The organism is Pseudarthrobacter sp. PS3-L1 (genome assembly GCF_030063285.1).
GTDB lineage: Bacteria > Actinomycetota > Actinomycetes > Actinomycetales > Micrococcaceae > Arthrobacter.
In genome coordinates this window covers 390477-409553 of the sequence record NZ_JASISU010000004.1, presented here as the reverse complement: position 1 = coordinate 409553, position 19077 = coordinate 390477, and the positions used below count along the sequence as shown (strand labels likewise).

Below are 19077 nucleotides of genomic sequence, written 5' to 3'. Positions count from 1 at the left end.
CGGCAACCGCGAAGCAACAGCTCCACCGGGCTGAACCCTCGGGCTTGAAATGCAGAGCGCGAAGTCGGGATGGGAATCAGGAGAAAATTGCCCTTTCCTGGAACCGCAGACTCCACAGCTCTGCGCAGGGACGCGGACAGGACGCGGCCCACGGGCCGCTGACCATGCCGTTTGAAGGACAGCAGTGCCATGGCTAACTCGTCTCGGTACACTCCAGCAGCAACCACCTGGAGAATGGTGGAGCCGTCTTCCCGCATGAGGGACGGCGCCCGGCCTTCGGCGCGGAAAGGCTTACTGGTTTGCCGTCGCAGTGACCTAGAACAAGGGGCACAGAGGGTGCAATCTTCCGCTCCGCAGCACACACACTCCGTCGGCAGGACCAGGGCTGAAAACTCCAAAGCGGCGCTCTGGGCCACACCCACGATGCTGACAGCCGCCCGCGGACGGGTCAGGCGGTGCTGCGGCGCGCTAGCCGGTGCAGGGTCAACATCCGGATCTCGATGTCTCCGCTGACGGCTCCTGGGCGGTGCGGGTTGTTCATCCATAGCCACCATCCTGGACTCATCACCGGCTGTGTACGCACCCTTGCGGTCGGTATGTGGATAGGCTCAGCCAGCGAACGCGGGATCAATCGGTCCCTCAAGCTGCGGAGCCCAGCCGTTCCCAAATCGCTGGAAGATGCCGTCCTCAGACTGGGCAAAAATCGCATCCTCGCCATTGCCGGCGCTGAGTGACAACAGCCCTGGCCAAGGCGCCAGGGGCTGTGTATCACCGGAGAGGAGCGAAAGAATTTCGGGAGTCACGTTTGTACCGGCAGCAGCCTTCATCACAACCACTGAGGTGTCGCTTACCCAGGCACCTTGATCAACATTTGCCGTGGTAAGCAGGGTTACGGGCGTTGTTAGCTCCCGAGGTGTTCCGTCGGCGGATCGAATGATTCCAGCCACCTGGGTCCTACTTTTGCCATTCTGCTCAGAGATGACCAGCGCCCGCACGCCATCACGGGAAATCCGTAGTTCCCGAACCACCCGATCAGCCAGCCAAGGCGCGGCGATTGTGGCGCTCGGAATGTCTGCCCCCTCGGCCGCTCCTGTGGGGCGGAACGCAACGACCTCGGCTGCACCAGCAGCATTTGGACCAGCTGTCCAGACCCAATCGCCGGGGCTGAACGAAGGTCTGGTCAAGATGCTGCGCGTTGTCAGGTTCCTGGCGGGTTGACCGGGAACCATTGTGTAGAGGGTTGTCTTGCTTTCATTAAGGAAGGCGACAGCAGATGAGACAGGTGATTCAGCTGGAAACCTGGGCCCAAGGGCCGCCACTGGCTGCATGTCCGGCAACGGACTGACCTGGTTGTTTTCGAATCGGACCAGCTCGTTGGAACTGACGGCAATCTGTCGGGCCGGCACTTCCTTGTTGATGATGGGCGGCAGGACCGATCCGTCGTCTTCAACCCTGACGAGATCCTGGTCTGCCCTGAGCTCCACGCTGATAACGTCGGGTTGGTCTCGGAACGTCAGCGCCAACTGCGTCTGCATGCGGAGCCTGTCCTCGGTGGAGGCTTCCGTCAGCTCCCGGGCACTGAGATCAACCTGCGCAGCGCCCGAGACTACCGGCACCGATTCGCGTGCGAGGCGGATTCCTGCGGGGAAGGCGCTGACAGCGGCCCCTTTTAGGTACGGTGCGGGCCCAGCCAAAAGTGCACTGGTCATTGATTTCACCGGCTTGTTCCTGATAAACCAGCGAACATCCGGAATGGCGAAGGTGAACGTCGGATCGTAGAAGTAGATGGGGTACGACTTGTAGATGACCTTGAACGTTTCTTCCGGAATGGCTGTGCCATCCGGAATCCCCGAGATCCGCCACTCACCTTCCACTTGGGTGAGCGTGACCGGAATGTTTTCACGGGTGCCCTCGGGCATCTGTGTGGCAATACCTACCGAGTCGACTGAGTAGGCGACGTCGAGCTCAAAGTTGTACATATTCTCGACGTCGGTCCGGGTGACAGTGGCGCCGCGGTAAACAAGGGTCCGCTGATCCGGTTTCCACGATACGGACGTCGCCTGCGTCAAGAAAAGCCGTGCGACTGAGTAATCATCCTCGTAGCCGGTTCCAGCGCCATAAAAGTCCTCAATCACTGTCTCCGGCGCGGCTCCAGGCTGTGGGGACGCAGGGAGGAAGACCGGAGCGCTGACATTGCCAGCGCTCTCGTCAGTGCTTTTTCCCACTGGACCTGATGTGGGAATCTGGGCGCATCCTGAAACGAGGAGGGTGAAAACGACCATTGCTGCCAGCACTCGAGCTTTGATCATGGCTTCTCTCCCAGGCCGGGGCTAGTTTCCCCAGTAGATTCGGATGCTCGTGGTCGCGGACTCGCCTCTAGTGTCAGCATCGGCACGGACCCGGTCATGGGCGGCATTGCCAGGCTATAGGGGTCAAGAGCCAGCGCCGGAGTATCGACAGAGTCACCCTTTTTCAGGGGCAGCGTGAGCAGGAAATTGGAGCCGACGCCTTTGGCTCCCCAAGCCTGAAGCCAGCCGCCATGCAGCTTCGTATCCTCTGTCGCAATGGAGAGCCCCAGGCCACTTCCACCTGTGGTCCGCGCCCGGGCTGGATCGGCTCGCCAGAATCGGTCGAAAACACGTGCAGCATCGCCAGGATTCATGCCAATCCCGTAATCCCTCACGGAGATCGAAACCACTGAGTCAGTAGCGGCCAGTGTGATGGATACGGGTTTTCCCTCGCTATGTTCCACGGCGTTGAGCACAAGATTGCGCAGGATCCTGTCAATTCGCCGCGCATCCATCTCTACCACTATCCCGTCGGCAGGCGCATTCACTGTGATTGCCGAGCCATACTGGACCGCCACGGGCGCGGCTCCATCCACCACGTGCTGGACGACATTGACGATGTCTTCGGATTCAGCGTCGAGCATTGCTACCCCGGCATCGAAGCGGGAGATCTCCAAAAGATCGGCCAGCAGCGACTGGAAACGTTCAACCTGGTAGTAGAGCAATTCCGCCGAGCGCTTGTTGATCGGATCAAAATCGTCCCGCGCGTCAAAGAGGACTTCCGCTGCCATCCGGACAGTGGTCAGCGGAGTTCGCAGTTCATGGGAAACATCTGAAACAAAGCGTTGCTGCATAGCCGAGAGTGTGGCCAGTTGGGTAATCTGCTCCTGCAGGCTGGCGGCCATGTGATTAAACGAGGCTCCGAGGCGGGCCATCTCGTCTTCTCCCTTGACCACCATGCGTTCCTGCAACTGTCCGGCCGCGAGCTTTTCGGACACAAGCGCCGCATGGCTGACAGGACTGACAACGTTTCGCGTCACGTACCAGGCAATACCGCCAATAATGAAGACAAGGACTGCAAACGCAGCCCACAGAACCCCCTGGATCTGATCGAGTGTGCGCTGGGCGGTGTTGAGGTCGTAGATCAGATACAGCTCGTAGAGCGTGCCATTAAAAGTGACTTTGTTGCCCACCGCGATTCCGGGGTGGTCCTCGGTGCCCACTGGGATCACCGTGGATGCCCAGAACTGGTTCTTTCCTGACTCCTGGACTGCTTTCCGCAGGTCATCAGGGATGACGCTGACGGTGAGCTGGTCCGAGGCCCTGGACTCGACCCAGCGATTTCGGGGTTTTGTCTGGTCGGGAACCGCTTCGAACACGTAACGGCGCTGAATGACCGAACCCCGGCCTTCGACGGCCGTGAGCGTGTCATAGACCAGGGTGATGACACTGGACTGGTCTGTGACCTGGGCGCCATTGAACGTGTCCTGGACCTGTTTGACGTTGTAGCGGGTTTCCGTTTCCGCTTGAACCAGCCGTTCCTCAAAGAGGTTGTGTGCAATCTGGTTGGACAGGTAGGCGCCCACAACCGCAAACGAGGTGACAGACAGCAGCAGGGTGGTCAGGATCGTACGGAACTGCAGGGACCGCCGCCAGCGCCGGTGCAGGGACCTGCCCACGAAGCGCAGCCCAGGCAGCAACCGCGCGAGGCCGAGGCGCAGAAGCCTGCCAACCCTCAGCGACACAATCAACGTACGACGGCGCCAGATCCGGGCACGCTGTGGGAGCGAGGCTGGCGTCGGGGTAGCTCCGTCCTGCTCGGCAGCATCCAGTGGGCCGGGCTCGGCGGTCTGGTGGTGGGTGCTTGTGTCCTGACGTGTCCCCGCAGTGGGTTGTTCACCGCGGGACTGTTCAGGAACCTGCTTTATATCCGACACCGCGGACCGTCAGGACAACTTCTGGGGCTTCCGGATCCTGCTCGATTTTTGAGCGGAGTCGCTGCACGTGGACATTGACGAGCCGCGTATCAGCTGCATGCCGGTAACCCCAGACCTGTTCCAGGAGCAATTCGCGGGTGAAGACCTGCCATGGTTTGCGGGCCAGGGCTACCAGGAGATCAAATTCGAGGGGGGTGAGCGAAATGCGTTCATCACCTCGGCTGACCACGTGGCCAGCGACGTCAATGGTGACATCGGCGATCCGTAGCGTCTCGGGCGCCTTCTGGTCGCCGGGGCGAAGCCGGGCACGTACTCGTGCCACAAGCTCTGCAGGCTTAAATGGCTTGGGGACGTAGTCGTCCGCTCCGGATTCGAGTCCTCGGACAACATCGGAGGTGTCGGACTTGGCCGTCAGCATGACGATCGGAACGTCGGATTCCGCCCTGATCTGCCGGCAGACCTCAATGCCGTCTGCTCCGGGCAGCATCACATCCAAGAGCACAAGGTCCGGTTTGGCGGCACGGAAAGCCTCGAGTGCCTGGCTACCATCGGCGCAGAACGCCGGGTCAAAGCCGTCATTGCGCAGAACAATGCCGATCATTTCCGCCAGGGCCTCGTCATCGTCAACTACCAGAATGCGTGCCTTCATAGTTATATGTTCCCTTATACGCCTACGATTCGCCTATCTCGCGGATGCCCGGGCATGGCGGCTGCACGCGCCTGAGTGATCGGACCATGCAGCGCCCCGTAATGATGCCGCTGTCGCGGAACCGCAGGTCACCGCTTTCCCAGGGGTACACGTCGCAAAAATGGGACTCATCCAGGGCGCTGGTTGGTGGGTCCAGGATACCTGTGGCATGCTTGCGCGCAATGGCCGTATCCCGGTGGAACGGCGTACCCGGTTATCCGCAGGCGCACAATCCCAGGAGGCATTCCCATGACCCTTCCCCTCTACCAGGCAGCGCTTGGAAGTAACTTTCAACGTCTGCAACCGGAAGTACAGGATTATTTCTCCCTTGCTCCAGGCCAAGGTCACTACGGCATTGGAGAGGGGACGTTCCACGTTGTGGGGTGCCCACAGCCGTGGCTGCGGCCTTTCCTAAAAATGAGTGCTGGCGAAGAAGCATTCTTTCCCGAATATGGCGAGAATATTCCGTTCCGGATTGAGAATCATGCACATCTGGATCCTTTTGGCCGCTCAAGCATCACTGCCCGCCGCGAAATTCAGTTCCCCGCCCGGACCAGGCTCTTTCAGGACACCACCAGCCTCGACCCCACCACGGGAGGACTCCTGGACTACGTAGGGCGGTGGCGGCGGATGGTGACGGACCTGAATCTGAGCGTCACTGAGGACGGCAAGCTGCGCGGAGTTTCAGAGGTGTCCCGACTCTTCCTGGGAGCTCTCCGTATCCCTTTGCCGGGAGCAATCGATGCGAAGGCCTACGCCCAGCAGTGGTGGGATTCGGAATCCGAAAGGCACCGGATCCAGGTCAAAGTCATCCAACCCCAGCTAGGAGTGGTGCTGGTCTACGCGGGCGATTTCTCCTATCGCCTGCGGTCCTACCAGGCTGGCGGCTCCGCAGCTGGCTATCTTCCTGCCTACGCAGCCCCCGAACGGTGGGAAGGGCGCAGCTGATCCGGCCCGGGGGCACCTGAATCCCACGCAGAGGCGGCGGGGAGCGTGCAGGCTCAGCCCAGGATCAATTGGTTGACCCCGTCTGCGGCCTGTGTCAGACGCTTGAGGACCTGTGTTGCCGCCGCTGGCGTCAGCGTGTCAAGACCGATGGCGGGGGTGAGGCGAACTCCACCGAGGGCTGCTGCCGTCAGGCCTGTCTCCCGCCACGGAGTCCAGAGGGCCTTTACGGCCGTAGCGGTCCTGTCCGGAGTCCCGTCCCGGATCTCCAGGGCTCCAGCCCACAAGTGGAAGCCCGCTTCCACTGCCTCTGCAAGGACTTCCCACTGTTTTCTGTCGAGTCCGCGCAGCGGTACCGCAAGTCCGTCGGCACCTGCAGCGCGCAGGAGGGCTATCGGTGCCTCTTCAGAAGGAATGGAAATGACGACGGCGGCAGCACCGGCGTCGTGCAGGGCATCAATGACAATACGCAGATGGGCAATCGCCTCTTGCTGACCAAGGGAGCGGAGGGTGCGGTAGCCGCTGGCGGTAGGAATGGTTCCCGCCAGAATCCGGCTGATCTCCGGCTCGTCAAGCTGCACGATGATGGCTGCATCGGGAACCGCCGCCGCAACCTGCCGGAGGTGCTCCCCGACACCTGCGGCCAGCGAATGCGCCACATCGCGACGTGCTCCATGGTCAAGGAGGGAGCGTTCCCCCGAATGCAGGTGCAGTTCAGCGGCAAGGCTCAGCGGGCCTGCCAGCGAGATCTTAATCCCAGCCGACTGGCTATCCTCAGTGCCAGCAACGTCGGCTAGAACATTGATGTCACTCTTTAGAAGGGAGCGTGCGCGGTGGATGTCGCGGCCTGGCCGGGATGTGATCCGCCAGCCGTGCGGCTGGACATCAGCCGCCATGTCCACCAGCAGCGACGCGCTACGGCCAATAGCATCTGCGCCCACTCCCCTGGCCGGCAGCTCGGGCAGGAACGGAAGATGGGGTGTACCCAACTCACCACGAATAATCCGCGTTGCTTCCACTGCGTCCTGGCCGGGCCAGGTTCCCAACGCGGTGGCGCTCACATGATGCACAATCTCCAGGCCGGGCTCGTGGTGCCGGTTGGAGTGGCGGTCCCCTTCCGGTGACGTCGACGCAGGCCGTGCCACGTCAGGACTCCGTGCCGACAACGCCTGGCTGGATGTCCCCGGGGACCGGAAGCCCCTCCGCGATGGCCTCGTGGTGCCGGATGACCTCGCCGATGATGAAGTTCAGGAATTTTTCGGCGAAGGCAGGGTCCAGGTGCGCTTCTCCTGCCAATCTGCGCAGCCGGGAAATCTGCGCTGCTTCACGCCCTGGGTCCCCTGCCGGGAGGCGGTGCTCCGCTTTAAGGAAACCCACTTTCTGCGTTGCTTTAAAGCGCTCCGCCAGCAGGAACACAAGTGTGGCATCGATGTTGTCGATGCTTGAGCGGATCGACAGCAGCTCCGCCATGACGGAATCCTGGACGTGCCCGGCCAAGGAGCTGGCGGCTGCGTCATAAGGTGTTTCGGAGGGACCGGTGAGCACCGGCCCTGCAGATCCGTCAACAGTGGGAGTAGGGTCCTGGGGGGTCGCAGACATGATGCAAGTCTATGGGATAGGACGTTGTGGAAACCCTGCAGTGACGACGCCGCGAAAGCGCCGCCACCGCCGGGCTGGCCCCAAGGAGTTGGCTCAGGCGCCGAGAAGTTTCCGGTTGGCTTCCCGCCGTCGTGCCTGTTCGAAGGGATCGGGGACCGGAAGTGAAGCGATCAGCTTTTTTGTGTACTCGTGCTGCGGAGCACCCATAACCTGGCTGCCAATTCCCTGCTCCACCATGGAACCGCGGTACAGGACCCCCACCCAGTGCGACAAGATGTCCACCACGGCCAGATCATGGCTGATGAAGAGCGCCGCAAATCCGAATTCCTGCTGGATGTCACGGAAAAGCTCGAGCACCTTTGCCTGCACTGAAACATCCAGCGCGGAGGTTGGTTCATCAGCTATCAACAGCTTGGGGTTGAGAATCAGGGCCCGCGCCAGTGATGCCCGCTGGCGCTGACCGCCGGAGAGTTCATGGGGATAACGGGCAGCATACGACGCCGGCAGTTGGACGGATTCGAGCAGCTCACCGGCACGCTGGCGGGCCTGCGCGGGTGTTGGGTTCCGGTGAATGACAAGTGGTTCAACGATGCACTCGCCGATGGTCAGTTGAGGGTTGAAGGAAGCCGCCGGATCCTGGAAGACAAAGCCGATGTCCTTGCGCAAGGGTTTGAAACTGCGTTCCTTGAACGTGAGCATTTCGTAGTCGAGGACCTTGAGGCTTCCCCCAGTGGTCCTGTTCAGGCCAGCGATTGCTCGCCCAATAGTGGTCTTACCCGAGCCGGATTCGCCCACTAAGCCAAAAACTTCGCCCTCCGAAAGGGTGAAAGATACGCCATCCACCGCCCTGAAGGCCGGGCTTCCCAAACGACCCGGATACTCGATGGTGAGGTTTTCGGCACTGACCAGGACCTTCCGATCCTGATGTGCCCGGGATGTGACTCCCGCCGACGCGGAATCGCGGCCCAAGTGGGGTACTGCAGCAAGAAGGGCCCTGGTGTAGTCCTGCCGCGGTGCCGCGAACAGCTCTGCAACAGGCGCTTCCTCCACAACATCACCCTGGTACATCACCACCACGCGGTCCGCAAGGTCAGCCACCACGCCCATGTTGTGGGTAATAAGCACAATCGAGGTGCCGTCGCTGTCCCGGAGATCACGCAGCAGTTGGAGTATCTCTGCCTGGACTGTCACATCAAGGGCCGTGGTTGGTTCGTCGGCAACAATCAAGCCTGGATTTAGCGCCAGTGCGGCGGCAATGACCACACGTTGCTTCTGCCCACCTGAGAATTGGTGGGGATAATGACCGAAGCGGACTTCCGGATCGGGGATACCCACTTTGCGCAGCGCCTCGATGGCCCGGATTTTGGCTTCTTTCGATGAAACCCGGGAGTCCTTGCCCGTATGCGCCCGGATTCCCTCGACAATCTGCCACCCGACAGTAAAGACGGGGTTGAGGGCGGTAGAAGGCTCCTGGAAGACCATTGCCACATCACGGCCACGGATCTGTCGGAGCTTCGCGGCACTGACACTGATGATGTTGTTGCCATTGATCAACACCACGCCGGCGCTGGTAGCGGTCTCCGGGAGCAGCCCAAGAATGGTCTTTGCTGTCACGGTTTTTCCGGACCCGGATTCGCCGACTATAGCGACAACTTCCCCTGGCTGGACATCTAGGCTCACGTCGCGGACGGCATGGACGTCTCCGCCATCCGTAGCAAAGGTCACCTCGAGGTTTTGGATGCTCAGGACGGGAGCAGGCTGTCCAGCGCCCGGTGCGGCCGGAATGGGGGTGGTGCTCATGAGGTGCTCTCTTCCGTGGTGCCCTTGGCTGTGGAAGGAACTGCCCGCGCCATCCGACGGCGTCCGCCAGCACGTTTGCGCCCCCTCAGCCGTGGGTCGTTAAGATCATTGATGCTTTCCCCCACAAGGGTCAGGCCCAGGACTGTCAATACAATGGCAAGGCCAGGGAAGAGTCCCGTCCACCAGATCCCGGACGTGGTGTCCGCGAGCGCCTTGTTCAGGTCGAACCCCCATTCAGCGGCGTTGCTTGGTTCTATGCCGAACCCCAGGAAGCCGAGCCCTGCCAGTGTCAAGATTGCCTCTGAGGCGTTCAATGTGAAGATCAACGGCAGGGTGCGCGTGGCGTTCTTGAAAATATGGCGACTCATGATCCTGATGCTCGATGCGCCCACCACCCGGGCAGATTCGACAAAGGGCTCGGACTTGAGCCTGATGGTCTCCGCCCGGATCACCCTGAAGTACTGCGGAATGAACACCACCGTAATGGATATCGCTGCAGCGAGGATCCCACCCCACAGCTTCGACTGCCCACCACTGATGACAATCGCCATGACGATTGCCACGAGCAGTGAGGGGAAGGCGTACACGGCGTCCGCGATGACCACCAGGATCCGGTCGACCCAGCCGCCGATATAGCCACTGACCAGTCCCAGGATGACTCCGAGGAAGATGGACATGGTTACTGCAACCACGATCACCATTACTGCCGTCTGGGTGCCCCAGATAACACGGGAAAGGACGTCGTAGCCACCTACTGTGGTTCCCAGCAGGTGTTGGCCTCCTGGGGCCTGCTGGGCTGGAAAGCTGCCGTCAGAATCGGAAATCTGCGCAAAACCGTAGGGCGCCAGCAGGGGCGCGAAGATCGCTGTCAGGAGGAACACTGCGGTCAAACTGAGCCCGGCTACCAGCATGCCCCGCTGGAGCCCCACGCTCCTGTTGAAGTGGGACACGATGGGAAGTCGCTGGAGAAGGCTTTTCCCGCCGGGTGGCGTGACGGACGTTGTTTCGATGCTCATGTCAGTACCTCACACGGGGGTCGATCAACGCGGCAATAATATCCACGATGAAGTTGGTCAGGGCGACAATGACGGCGAGCAGAACCACAATTCCCTGGACCGCGACAAAGTCGCGTGCTGTCAGGTAGGTCGCCAACTGGAATCCGAGGCCCTTCCATTCGAAGGTGGTCTCGGTGAGCACGGCGCCCCCAAGCATGACGGCGATCTGCAGTCCCATGACAGTGATGATCGGAATCAGGGCGGGCTTGTACGCGTGTTTGGTGACCAGGCGGAATTCACTGATCCCCCGGGAACGCCCCGCTTCAACATAGTCGCGCCCCAATGTTCCGATCACATTGGTGCGAACCAGGCGCAGGAAGATTCCTGCTGTCAGGAGTCCAAGCGCCGCAGCTGGCAGGACGGCGTGTGAGATGACGTCGCCCAGTGCAGAAATGTTCCCGCTTCGGAGCGCATCCAGCCAGTAGATACCAGAGGGACTCTGAAGACCGGTCAGGGCGAGTTCAGTGTTGGTGCTGGCCCTGCCCGCCACCGGAAACCAGCCAAGCCAGACCGAGAAGGTGAGCTTAAGCAGCAGTCCGGCAAAAAATACTGGGGTGGCGTAGCAGAGAATTGCGAAGATCCGGAGGACGGCATCTGGTGCTTTGTCGCGCCGATGGGCCGCGATCATGCCAAGCGGAATACCCACGGCAAGGGCAACAAGCAATGCGTTGATGGACAGCTCAAGGGTGGCTGCGCCGTAGGTGGTGAGGACCTCGGTGACCTGACGGTTGTCAGAGAGGGTGGTGCCGAAATTACCTGTGGCAAGCTGCCCCAGGTACTCAAAGTACTGCACAAAAATGGGTCGATCGTAGCCTGCGGAGGTGATGCGCTCGGCAAGCTGTTCTGGCGGGAGCCTGCCGCCGAGTGCGGCTGTGATGGGATCACCGGTGATCCGCATCAGAAAGAACACCATGGTGACCAGAATGAAAATCGTGGGAAAAATCAGGAAGAACCTGATCAGAATGTAGCGGCCAAGTCCCCCACCGGACCGTTTTTTGGTGCTCGGGGCAGGACCGTCAACACTGCCCGGTGGAGCTTCTATAAGTGATGTCATTGGTACCTCAAGAGAGATCTCCGCGGGATCGTGAGCCCGGGAAAGGGGTGCTTGGTCAGCAGCACGGGAGGCAGGACGCCGTGCTGGCGTCCGCCTCCCGTGCCTTGGACCAGATGGGTAATTACTTGGAAATCAGACCAAGTCGTGTCTTGAAGGATGCGTCAAGGGTCTGGTCAACACCCTTCACATCCTTGCCTGCCACCATCAGCTGTGCGCCCTGCAAAAGGGGCAGCGTGGAGAGGTCTTCAGCAACCTTGGTCTGCGCCTCGCCAAGGATTTTCTCGCGCTCGGTCTTGTCCACAGTGGTGAGCTGCTTCTTGATCAGATCGGTAACGCTGGAGTTCTCATAGTGGTTCTTGAGGAAGTTCCCTGGCACAAAAAACGGCGTCAGGTAGTTGTCGGCGTCTGAGTAGTCGGGGAACCAGCCCAGCTGGTAGACCGGGTAGACGTCAGCGGTACGGTCCTTTGAATAGGTGACCCATTCGGTGGACTGCAGGTCAACGGTGAAGAGCTCCGACTTTTCGAGCTGCTCCTTGATCTTGGCGTACTCATCTCCGGAGGATTTGCCGTAGTGGTCCGGGTTGTACTGCAGCTTAAGATTCACGGGACCGGCGATGCCAGCATCACTGAATGCCTTTTTGGCCTTGTCCAGGCTGGGCATGCCGTTGCCGTCACCGTACATGTCCTTGAGCGGGGTGACGGCGCCCACAAAACCTTCCGGTACCACGGAGTATGCGGGCAGATACGTGCCCTTGTAGACATCGTTGGCAATAGCTTCACGGTCCACCAGGTTTGCCATCGCCTGTCGGACTGCGAGGGCCTTCGCCGGATCAGCTTCAGGGGTTTTTGCCCCGAACGGCATGGTGTCGAAGTTGAAGACGATGTAGCGGAGTTCGCCACCGGGCCCCTTGTAGACGGAGACCTTTGAATCCTGCGCGAGGTCTTCCGCGTCCGTTGCGGTCAGGCTGCGGCCGGCAACGTCGATATTGCCCTGCTGGACATCGAGTTTAAGGTTGGTGGAATCTGCGTAGTACTTGATGGTGGCCCCACCGTTTGCTGGTTTGCCCAGCAGTCCGTTGTAGACGGGGTTGGCAACGAGGCTGACCAGTTCGTTCTTCTTGTAGCTTTCGATCGTGTACTGGCCTGCGAACGGCTTGGCGGCCACAATCGCGTCGTCGTCCATCAATTTGTCCGCCGGGAAGACCTCCTCGTCGATGATGGGTCCGCTGTTGGCAGCAAGGACGCCGGGGAAGACCTGGTCGTTGCCCTCTTTGAGGGTAAAAACAACTGTCGTCTCATCGGGCGCGGCAACAGAGTCAAGATTGCCCAGCAGTGACGCAGGACCGTTGTCATCATTGATGGCAAGAATTCGGTCGATCGAGAATTTCACATCCGAGGATGTCAGTTTGTGCTCATTGGCGAAGGTCAGTCCGGATTTGAGTTTGACCGTGTATTCGGTGGGCGACGTGAAAGAAGCGGACTCGGCGATGTCCGGGCTTGAATCTGCTGTCCCTGGCTTCGAGTTCATCAGGAAGGGATATATCTGGTTCATCAGCATGAACGAACCAGCGTCATAGGAACCAGCAGGGTCCAGGGTAACCACCTTGTCCGTGGTGCCGTAGGAGATGGTGCTTCCAGCGGCGGAGTCCGTGGCTGTTGATCCACCAGTTGGGCCAGTACAGGCGGTGAGGGCAAGTGCCGATACGCCGGCGAGCGCAATGGCGCCATGGAAGATCTTGCTGTTCTTGGTCATCGGGGAGCTTTCTGTTCGATGAGACAGGATTCGCCAGCTGCAGGTGATGCAGCTCTCATCGGCGAAACGCTGACGTGATGCCAAGATTCAACCAGATAGTTACGCCCTAAAACGCACTATTCTGTGATTTTGCCCACAATGTTTATGCGAAGGTGACACAACGGGGCTCAAATGGAGCTGTTCTCCGTGTTTTTACCGGCCCTGGACGTCGGTACGCTGCAGCGAGCGCGCAGTGTCGATGGTGGCTTGGCCCAAGACCCGCGTGCCCTGATAGAGCACCACCGTCTGACCCGGAGCAACACCACGCAATGGCTCCAGCAACCGCACCACCAGGGTGGGGGCGGCCCCGTCCAGGGGTTCCATGTGGGCTGTTGCCGGCACCGGATCCCCATGGGCCCGAACTTGGGCAAAGCAGTCGAACTCCTGCCCGGAGGCAACCTCGGAGATGGGCAATCCAGCCCATGAGACTTTGATTCCGCGAATCTCGTCCATGGCAAGGAGGGCCTCGGGTCCAACAATGACTTTGTTTTCTTTGGGCCTGATCTCCAGTACAAATCTCGGCTTACCGTCCGCGGCCGGGGTACCCAGCTTCAGGCCACGACGCTGTCCAACGGTGAAAGCGTTGGCCCCTGGGTGTTCGCCCACCTTGGACCCGGTTTCGTCAACGATGTCGCCCGTGGTCATGTCGATTTTCTCGGCAAGCCAGCCAGCTGTGTCGCCGTCGGGAATGAAGCAAATGTCATGGCTGTCCGGCTTGTTGGCTACCGAAAGTCCGCGGCGCTCTGCTTCGGCCCGCACCTCAGCTTTGGACGGCGTCTCGGCGAGGGGAAACATTGAATGCTTAAGCTGCTCGTGGGTGAGTACTCCCAGGACGTAACTCTGGTCCTTGGCCCAGTCCGCAGCTCGGTGCAACTCCGGGTTACCATCCTGGTCCTGGATGACCTTGGCGTAGTGGCCTGTACACACAGCGTCAAAACCCAGCGCAATTGCCTTCTCCAGAAGTGCGGCAAATTTGATCCGTTCGTTGCATCGCATGCACGGATTGGGTGTTCGGCCAGCCGCGTATTCATCGATGAAGTCCTGGACGACGTCTTCCTTGAACCGCTCGGAAAAATCCCACACATAGTAGGGGATCCCCAGGACGTCGCACGCGCGCCAGGCGTCGCGGGAGTCCTCGATGGTGCAGCAGCCGCGGCTGCCAGTCCTGAGCGTGCCCGGCATTCGCGAGAGCGCAAGGTGGACTCCAACGACGTCGTGGCCGGCTTCAACGGCACGGGCTGCGGCGACAGCGGAGTCAACTCCGCCGCTCATGGCTGCAAGAACACGCATACTGACTTTCTGTTGGGGTAGGTGTGGACGAATCGCCCAAATTTCCAGTGTACGCCGCTTCACCGTGACACGCCGAGTCCCAGCGGATCGGCGCCGTCCCCGGCAGGTCGACGTCTTCTAGGGGGTCAGAGTCCCCTGCGGGCGATGGTTCCAGCCGTTTGGATACTCGATTCGTGTCCCGCCATTCCTGCGCCACGGGCTCGGCCATAGGCAGCCGGAAGCTCTGCCAGGAGCGTATCAACGTCCGCGTCCGTGCTGCTGTGTCCGAGGCTGAAACGCTGGGCTCCCCGGGCTGTGTCCTCATCGAGCCCTGCCGCCAGGAGCACGTGGGAGGGCCTGGGCACACCAGCTGTACATGCGGACCCGGTAGATGATTCGATGCCCACAAGATCCAGGAGGAACAGCAACGAATCTCCTTCACAGCCGGGGAAAGTAAAGTGCGCGTTACCGGGGAGGCGTCCTGTGCCTTCTGCACCGCGGAGGACAGCGGCTGGGACTGCTTCCAGGACACCAGCAATGAGCCGGTCCCGGAGCGCTGAAACCCGGACTGTCTCGACGTCGAGGTTCTCAACGGCCGCCTGCGCAGCTGCCGCGAAGGCAACAATCGAGGCAGTATCGAGGGTTCCTGATCGCACGTCGCGTTCCTGGCCGCCGCCATGCTGGACGGGAGTCAACGTCACTGCCCTGCCTAGGAAGAGTGCGCCAACTCCCACCGGTCCACCAATCTTGTGCCCTGATACGGCCATGGCGTCCAGGCCCGACTCCCGGAAACTGATGGGCAGCGAGCCGAAGGCCTGAACTGCGTCGGAATGGACTGGCACCCCTACTGCATGGGCAAGCTCGACGATCCGTTGGATGGGCTGGATGGTCCCCACCTCATTGTTTGCCCACATCACAGTGACCAGAGCAATATTCTCCGGCTCCCGAGCCAACTCCTGCTCAAGCGCAGCAACACTGACCAGTCCCTCGGCGTCAACTGGCAGCCATGTCACGTCGGCACCCTCGTGGCGTTCCAACCACTCAACGGTGTCCAGGACAGCGTGGTGTTCGACGGCGGAACACAGGATGCGGGTGCGCTGCGGGACCGCTTCCCGTCGGGACCAGAAGAGCCCCTTGACCGCGAGGTTGTCGGCCTCGGTGCCGCCCGACGTGAAGATTACCTCTGAAGGATGCGCTCCCGCCGCCGCAGCAAGGATTTCCCTGGCATCCTCAACTGATCTCCGGGCCCTGCGGCCAGCACTGTGCAGCGAGGACGGGTTGCCCGTCCGGGTAAGTTCCCTCGTCAATGCAGCAAGGGCAGCAGGAGCGAGACTGGTGGTGGCAGCATGATCGAGGTAAACGGACACCTCCCAATTCTACCGGCCATCAGGACGACGGGGGCTCAATCAGGAGTCGCTCCTCGACTGCTGTCCGGGCAGCTGGCAGGGCTGCCGGATCGGCGCAGGATACCGACACGTAGACGCTGGAGCCAGCCAGCCCGAAGACCCGCGCCATGATAACTGTCGCGGGTTCCCCTGGAGCCGCCGGTCGGTCAAGTTCCAGGACATCTACGGACCGGCTTGGCTTGTCTGGGTCAGTGCCCCAGCGGAGCGTGGCGGCCGTGAGATACGCCGGCAGGATTGTTGGGTCGAGGTAGGTGAAAAGTGCGGCGGTGGACTCCCGGTCATCAGCACGCACCAGCGGCCACTGCCCGGTAGCTTCCCGTGTCGCGACCACACACCCCGCCTCATTGCTGTACTGGGCCTCAGCAGCTTCCCCGGCAGGGGCAAGGATCCAGCCCGGCTCCTCCTCGAGTCCGCGTGAAATGGCGATGGGCACCCCAGCTGCCAAGCTGGCACCGGCGACGAACGTCATGTCTGCGGCCGCGACAGCCGCGGCGTCGTGCCCTGGGGTAATGGTGGGCGTAGCGAACATGGGTGTCGACGGCGCGCCCGACACGGCAGAGGGGTCGCGCACCTCCACGCTGCAACCACCCACCCCGGCCAGTACCGGCAGCAAAGCCGCCCCTGCGGCGAGACGCCAGGGAAAGTTGGTGGTGAGCCATGACAACACACCAGGGCGTCGGTCCATCGCTTACTCCCGGGGGTCGGAAAATTCTCGTCTGGCGTGTGGCACAACCACTCCTCGAAGGAGTCAGTACCGCGCTCAGAAGTCTAGACCGTGCCGTTGCGCACCGTCACCGTGTGAGGTCGCCACTGGGATGGTGATCCGGCATGCCGCTCTGTGACGTTGTCCTGGTGCGGGAACCCTTAGGGGCCTGGTTCTCGTTGGTCAAGGATGAACGTTAAAGTTGCCTGGAAGGGTTTTGCAGCCTGATGGGCCACACCAGGAAAAGGATAAGTGTTTGACCGAGAGCAGCAGCTCCCACTACCAGGTCCTGCGCGTGGCAGTGACAGCTACGGATCAGGAGATCAAGGTTGCCTACCGGCGGGCTGCCCGCCTGTCGCACCCGGACCAGGGCGGGGACGCCGCAGCTTTCAGGCGGGTAACGGCGGCGTATGAGACCCTCAAGGATCCAGCGCTCCGCCGGGCCTACGACAGATCCTATGCCGGTGGTTCCAGGACAGAATCAGAGTCCAGCGGCGCTACCTTTGACGCACCAGCAGCCGGAACCCGCGCATCGTCGACAGTTCACCGCCCCAACGCGCCGCGAAGCACAGCTGCAGACGAACCAGTATATGTGCCGCCCTATGCCTCAGACCCCGACGGAAGCGCCAGCGAGGTGCCGCTGATCCCCTGGTCCCAGGCAGTACAGCAGGTTCACGGCGTCCCGCGGAAACGTGGAATTTTCGGTGCTGAAGCACGGATCCAGCGGGAGCTTCTTACCGTGCACCTGATCAGCAGGCAAGTTCTTACGGCCATTCCAGCCGCCCGCCTGATCAACGGGCTGCAGTCCCCCGCCGACAACTCCCACATTGATCACATAGTCCTTTCCGGCTACCGGATGGCTTTGGTGAGCTCCATGCTGCTTCCCAAGGGTGCCTATTCCTGGAATGGGCGGACTCTCAACCATGGCGGCCGCTCGGTCCTTCCACCAGATCTGGCCCCGACAGTCCGGGCCATGCAGGAGATTTTCCCTGAGCTCAATGTGACGGGCTGGACTGTGCTTCACAGTTATGGCAACAATCCCCATGAACCCGTGATCGACCAGCATCCACGGGCAGCACCTGACACAGTGGGCCTCGAAATCGTCAATGCCGCTGGGTTGACGCGGGGCCTGAAACAGTTCCTCGCGTCGGGACCGGCGCCCAACACCGTCAACATTGCTGTCTTGGCCAGGCTGCTCCGGGGAATGCACTGAGGCTGCATCTGCGACGACAGCGGACGCGACGCGGCCGCGGGTAGCATTGAAGAGTGTTCAGAATCCTTTTCCATACCCCTGAAATTCCCGGCAATACGGGCAATGCCATTCGACTGGCGGCAATCACCGGCGCGCAACTGCACCTGGTGGAGCCGCTTGGGTTTGACTTTTCGGACGCCAAACTCAGGCGTGCTGGACTCGACTACCACGACCTCGCTGTGGTGACAGTCCATGCCACCTTGGAGGCAGCATGGGAAGCCCTCGCTCCCGAGCGCGTGTTTGCTTTCACTTCTGACGGCACAGTCCCCTACACGGACGTGCAGTACAAGCCCAATGACGTCCTCATGTTCGGTCGGGAATCGACAGGCCTGCCCGCCAATGTCAAAAACGACCCCCGTGTCACGGCCAGGGTCCGGCTCCCCATGCTTCCTGCCCTGCGGTCTTTGAACCTCGCAAATGCAGCCTCTATCGCCGTGTTTGAAGCGTGGCGCCAGCAGGGTTTTACCGGCGCCCAGATGGTGCCCTGAAAATTGTGAGCCAGCAGCCCATCCACCGCTGATCCTGCCCCGAATAACCTTTTGAGAACATTCCCGAGAGGTGAGGAGCGGCAGGTGAGTACATTGCAGGTAGATCGGCGTCCAGGAAGCAGAAATATGCATCCTGAGTCAATCGTCAGCGGGTCACCCCTGCGCCTCAGCCAGGGACCGATATGCTCAGGGGTGATGGAAAAACCAATTGCACCAGACATCCAGGCCCCACCGGCGGCTGACTCCCGCGAGGACACCAATAAAAAACTGGCTGCCCTTCTGGAACTGATTGCCGTTGCCGACCAGGCTGCGTTCGCGGAGTTCTACGAACTGACGTCCCGCAGGGTATTTGGTATGGCAAGACGCGTCCTGATTGATCCTGAACTCAGCGAGGACACAACGCAGGAAGTCTTCATTCAGGTGTGGCAGAACGCAGGCAAGTTTAATCCGCAGGCTGGTAGCCCCCTTGCATGGCTGATGACCATTGCCCACCGGAGGGCAGTAGACCGCGTACGGTCCTCACAATCTGCTACTGACAGGGAGGCCCGCTACGGGGCCAACAGCCAGGACATCGAACACGACTCCGTATCCGCCGAGGTTGACAGCAAGCTTGAGGCAGAAGCAGTCGTCAAGTGCCTCGACACCCTGACTGAAACACAACGAGAATCAGTCCGGCTTGCCTACTACGGTGGCCTCACCTACCGCGAGGTGGCTGAGCGCCTCAATGCAGCAGTACCTACCATCAAGTCCCGCATCCGCGATGGACTCATACGCTTGAAATCCTGTTTGGGGGTGGTCTGA

The 19077-nt window shown here is 60.9% G+C and carries 16 protein-coding genes; 4 read left to right on the top strand and 12 right to left on the bottom strand.

Going from position 1 to position 19077, the window contains the following annotated elements; all coding sequences use genetic code 11:
• Positions 1-608: 608 nt before the first annotated feature.
• From QMG79_RS13185 to mtrA, 3 genes are all read right to left on the bottom strand, one after another.
• Positions 609-2309, bottom strand: coding sequence for an LpqB family beta-propeller domain-containing protein (locus QMG79_RS13185; protein ID WP_283539044.1), 1701 nt, complete (start codon positions 2307-2309; stop codon positions 609-611).
• Positions 2306-4120 carry an MtrAB system histidine kinase MtrB gene (gene mtrB / locus QMG79_RS13180; RefSeq protein ID WP_283539264.1) on the bottom strand — a complete coding sequence of 605 codons (1815 nt, stop codon included), beginning with the start codon at positions 4118-4120 and terminating at the stop codon, positions 2306-2308. The genes QMG79_RS13185 and mtrB overlap by 4 nt, the downstream gene beginning before the upstream one ends.
• 79 nt (positions 4121-4199) lie before the next feature.
• The gene (gene mtrA, locus QMG79_RS13175; RefSeq protein WP_283539043.1) at positions 4200-4874 is read right to left on the bottom strand and encodes an MtrAB system response regulator MtrA; all 675 of its coding nucleotides are present in this window, start codon (positions 4872-4874) and stop codon (positions 4200-4202) included.
• 288 nt (positions 4875-5162) lie between these two features.
• Between mtrA and QMG79_RS13170 the strand changes: the two genes are divergently transcribed.
• Positions 5163-5861 carry a DUF4166 domain-containing protein gene (locus QMG79_RS13170; RefSeq protein WP_283539042.1) on the top strand — a complete coding sequence of 233 codons (699 nt, stop codon included), beginning with the start codon at positions 5163-5165 and terminating at the stop codon, positions 5859-5861.
• 53 nt (positions 5862-5914) lie between these two features.
• On the opposite strand, the gene QMG79_RS13165 is transcribed toward QMG79_RS13170, so the two are convergent.
• From QMG79_RS13165 to QMG79_RS13125, 9 genes are all read right to left on the bottom strand, one after another.
• Positions 5915-6919 carry a uroporphyrinogen decarboxylase/cobalamine-independent methonine synthase family protein gene (locus QMG79_RS13165; RefSeq protein ID WP_283539263.1) on the bottom strand — a complete coding sequence of 335 codons (1005 nt, stop codon included), beginning with the start codon at positions 6917-6919 and terminating at the stop codon, positions 5915-5917.
• Positions 6920-7004: 85 nt separating this feature from the next.
• Positions 7005-7457 carry a chorismate mutase gene (locus tag QMG79_RS13160; RefSeq protein ID WP_283539041.1) on the bottom strand — a complete coding sequence of 151 codons (453 nt, stop codon included), beginning with the start codon at positions 7455-7457 and terminating at the stop codon, positions 7005-7007.
• 93 nt (positions 7458-7550) lie between these two features.
• Positions 7551-9257, bottom strand: a complete 1707-nt coding sequence (locus QMG79_RS13155) for an ABC transporter ATP-binding protein (protein WP_283539040.1) — start codon at positions 9255-9257, stop codon at positions 7551-7553.
• Positions 9254-10273, bottom strand: coding sequence for an ABC transporter permease (locus QMG79_RS13150; RefSeq protein WP_283539039.1), 1020 nt, complete (start codon positions 10271-10273; stop codon positions 9254-9256). Before QMG79_RS13150 ends, QMG79_RS13155 begins: the two co-directional genes overlap by 4 nt.
• 1 nt (position 10274) lies before the next feature.
• A complete protein-coding gene (locus QMG79_RS13145) occupies positions 10275-11366 on the bottom strand; it encodes an ABC transporter permease (protein ID WP_283539038.1) in 1092 nt (363 codons plus the stop codon).
• Positions 11367-11487: 121 nt separating this feature from the next.
• Positions 11488-13119 (bottom strand): ABC transporter substrate-binding protein, encoded by a 1632-nt coding sequence (locus QMG79_RS13140; protein WP_283539037.1) that lies wholly within the window; start codon positions 13117-13119, stop codon positions 11488-11490.
• Between the two features lie 192 nt (positions 13120-13311).
• Positions 13312-14448, bottom strand: coding sequence for a tRNA 2-thiouridine(34) synthase MnmA (mnmA, locus tag QMG79_RS13135; RefSeq protein WP_283539036.1), 1137 nt, complete (start codon positions 14446-14448; stop codon positions 13312-13314).
• Positions 14449-14573: 125 nt separating this feature from the next.
• Positions 14574-15794: a cysteine desulfurase family protein gene (locus tag QMG79_RS13130; protein ID WP_283539035.1), complete on the bottom strand. Its 1221-nt coding sequence runs from the start codon at positions 15792-15794 to the stop codon at positions 14574-14576.
• Between the two features lie 19 nt (positions 15795-15813).
• The gene (locus QMG79_RS13125) at positions 15814-16518 is read right to left on the bottom strand and encodes a hypothetical protein (RefSeq protein WP_283539034.1); all 705 of its coding nucleotides are present in this window, start codon (positions 16516-16518) and stop codon (positions 15814-15816) included.
• A 274-nt stretch (positions 16519-16792) separates the two neighbouring features.
• On the opposite strand from QMG79_RS13125, the gene QMG79_RS13120 reads away from it, so the two are divergent.
• From QMG79_RS13120 to sigK, 3 genes are all read left to right on the top strand, one after another.
• On the top strand, positions 16793-17749 hold the full coding sequence (locus tag QMG79_RS13120; protein WP_283539033.1) for a J domain-containing protein: 957 nt from the start codon (positions 16793-16795) through the stop codon (positions 17747-17749).
• A gap of 53 nt (positions 17750-17802) precedes the next feature.
• Entirely contained in the window at positions 17803-18276 is a 474-nt protein-coding gene (locus tag QMG79_RS13115) for a tRNA (cytidine(34)-2'-O)-methyltransferase (RefSeq protein ID WP_283539032.1), read from the top strand.
• 195 nt (positions 18277-18471) lie between these two features.
• The gene (sigK, locus tag QMG79_RS13110) at positions 18472-19077 is read left to right on the top strand and encodes an ECF RNA polymerase sigma factor SigK (RefSeq protein ID WP_283539031.1); all 606 of its coding nucleotides are present in this window, start codon (positions 18472-18474) and stop codon (positions 19075-19077) included.

Bases quoted from the DNA above. Each gene is read 5' to 3' on its own strand.
- QMG79_RS13185 (WP_283539044.1), bottom strand. From the start codon at position 2,309: ATGATCAAAGCTCGAGTGCTGGCAGCAATGGTCGTTTTCACCCTCCTC.
- mtrA (WP_283539043.1), bottom strand. From the start codon at position 4,874: ATGAAGGCACGCATTCTGGTAGTTGACGATGACGAGGCCCTGGCGGAA.
- QMG79_RS13170 (WP_283539042.1), top strand. From the start codon at position 5,163: ATGACCCTTCCCCTCTACCAGGCAGCGCTTGGAAGTAACTTTCAACGT.
- QMG79_RS13160 (WP_283539041.1), bottom strand. From the start codon at position 7,457: ATGTCTGCGACCCCCCAGGACCCTACTCCCACTGTTGACGGATCTGCA.
- QMG79_RS13155 (WP_283539040.1), bottom strand. From the start codon at position 9,257: ATGAGCACCACCCCCATTCCGGCCGCACCGGGCGCTGGACAGCCTGCT.
- QMG79_RS13150 (WP_283539039.1), bottom strand. From the start codon at position 10,273: ATGAGCATCGAAACAACGTCCGTCACGCCACCCGGCGGGAAAAGCCTT.
- QMG79_RS13145 (WP_283539038.1), bottom strand. From the start codon at position 11,366: ATGACATCACTTATAGAAGCTCCACCGGGCAGTGTTGACGGTCCTGCC.
- QMG79_RS13140 (WP_283539037.1), bottom strand. From the start codon at position 13,119: ATGACCAAGAACAGCAAGATCTTCCATGGCGCCATTGCGCTCGCCGGC.
- mnmA (WP_283539036.1), bottom strand. From the start codon at position 14,448: ATGCGTGTTCTTGCAGCCATGAGCGGCGGAGTTGACTCCGCTGTCGCC.
- QMG79_RS13125 (WP_283539034.1), bottom strand. From the start codon at position 16,518: ATGGACCGACGCCCTGGTGTGTTGTCATGGCTCACCACCAACTTTCCC.
- sigK (WP_283539031.1), top strand. From the start codon at position 18,472: ATGGAAAAACCAATTGCACCAGACATCCAGGCCCCACCGGCGGCTGAC.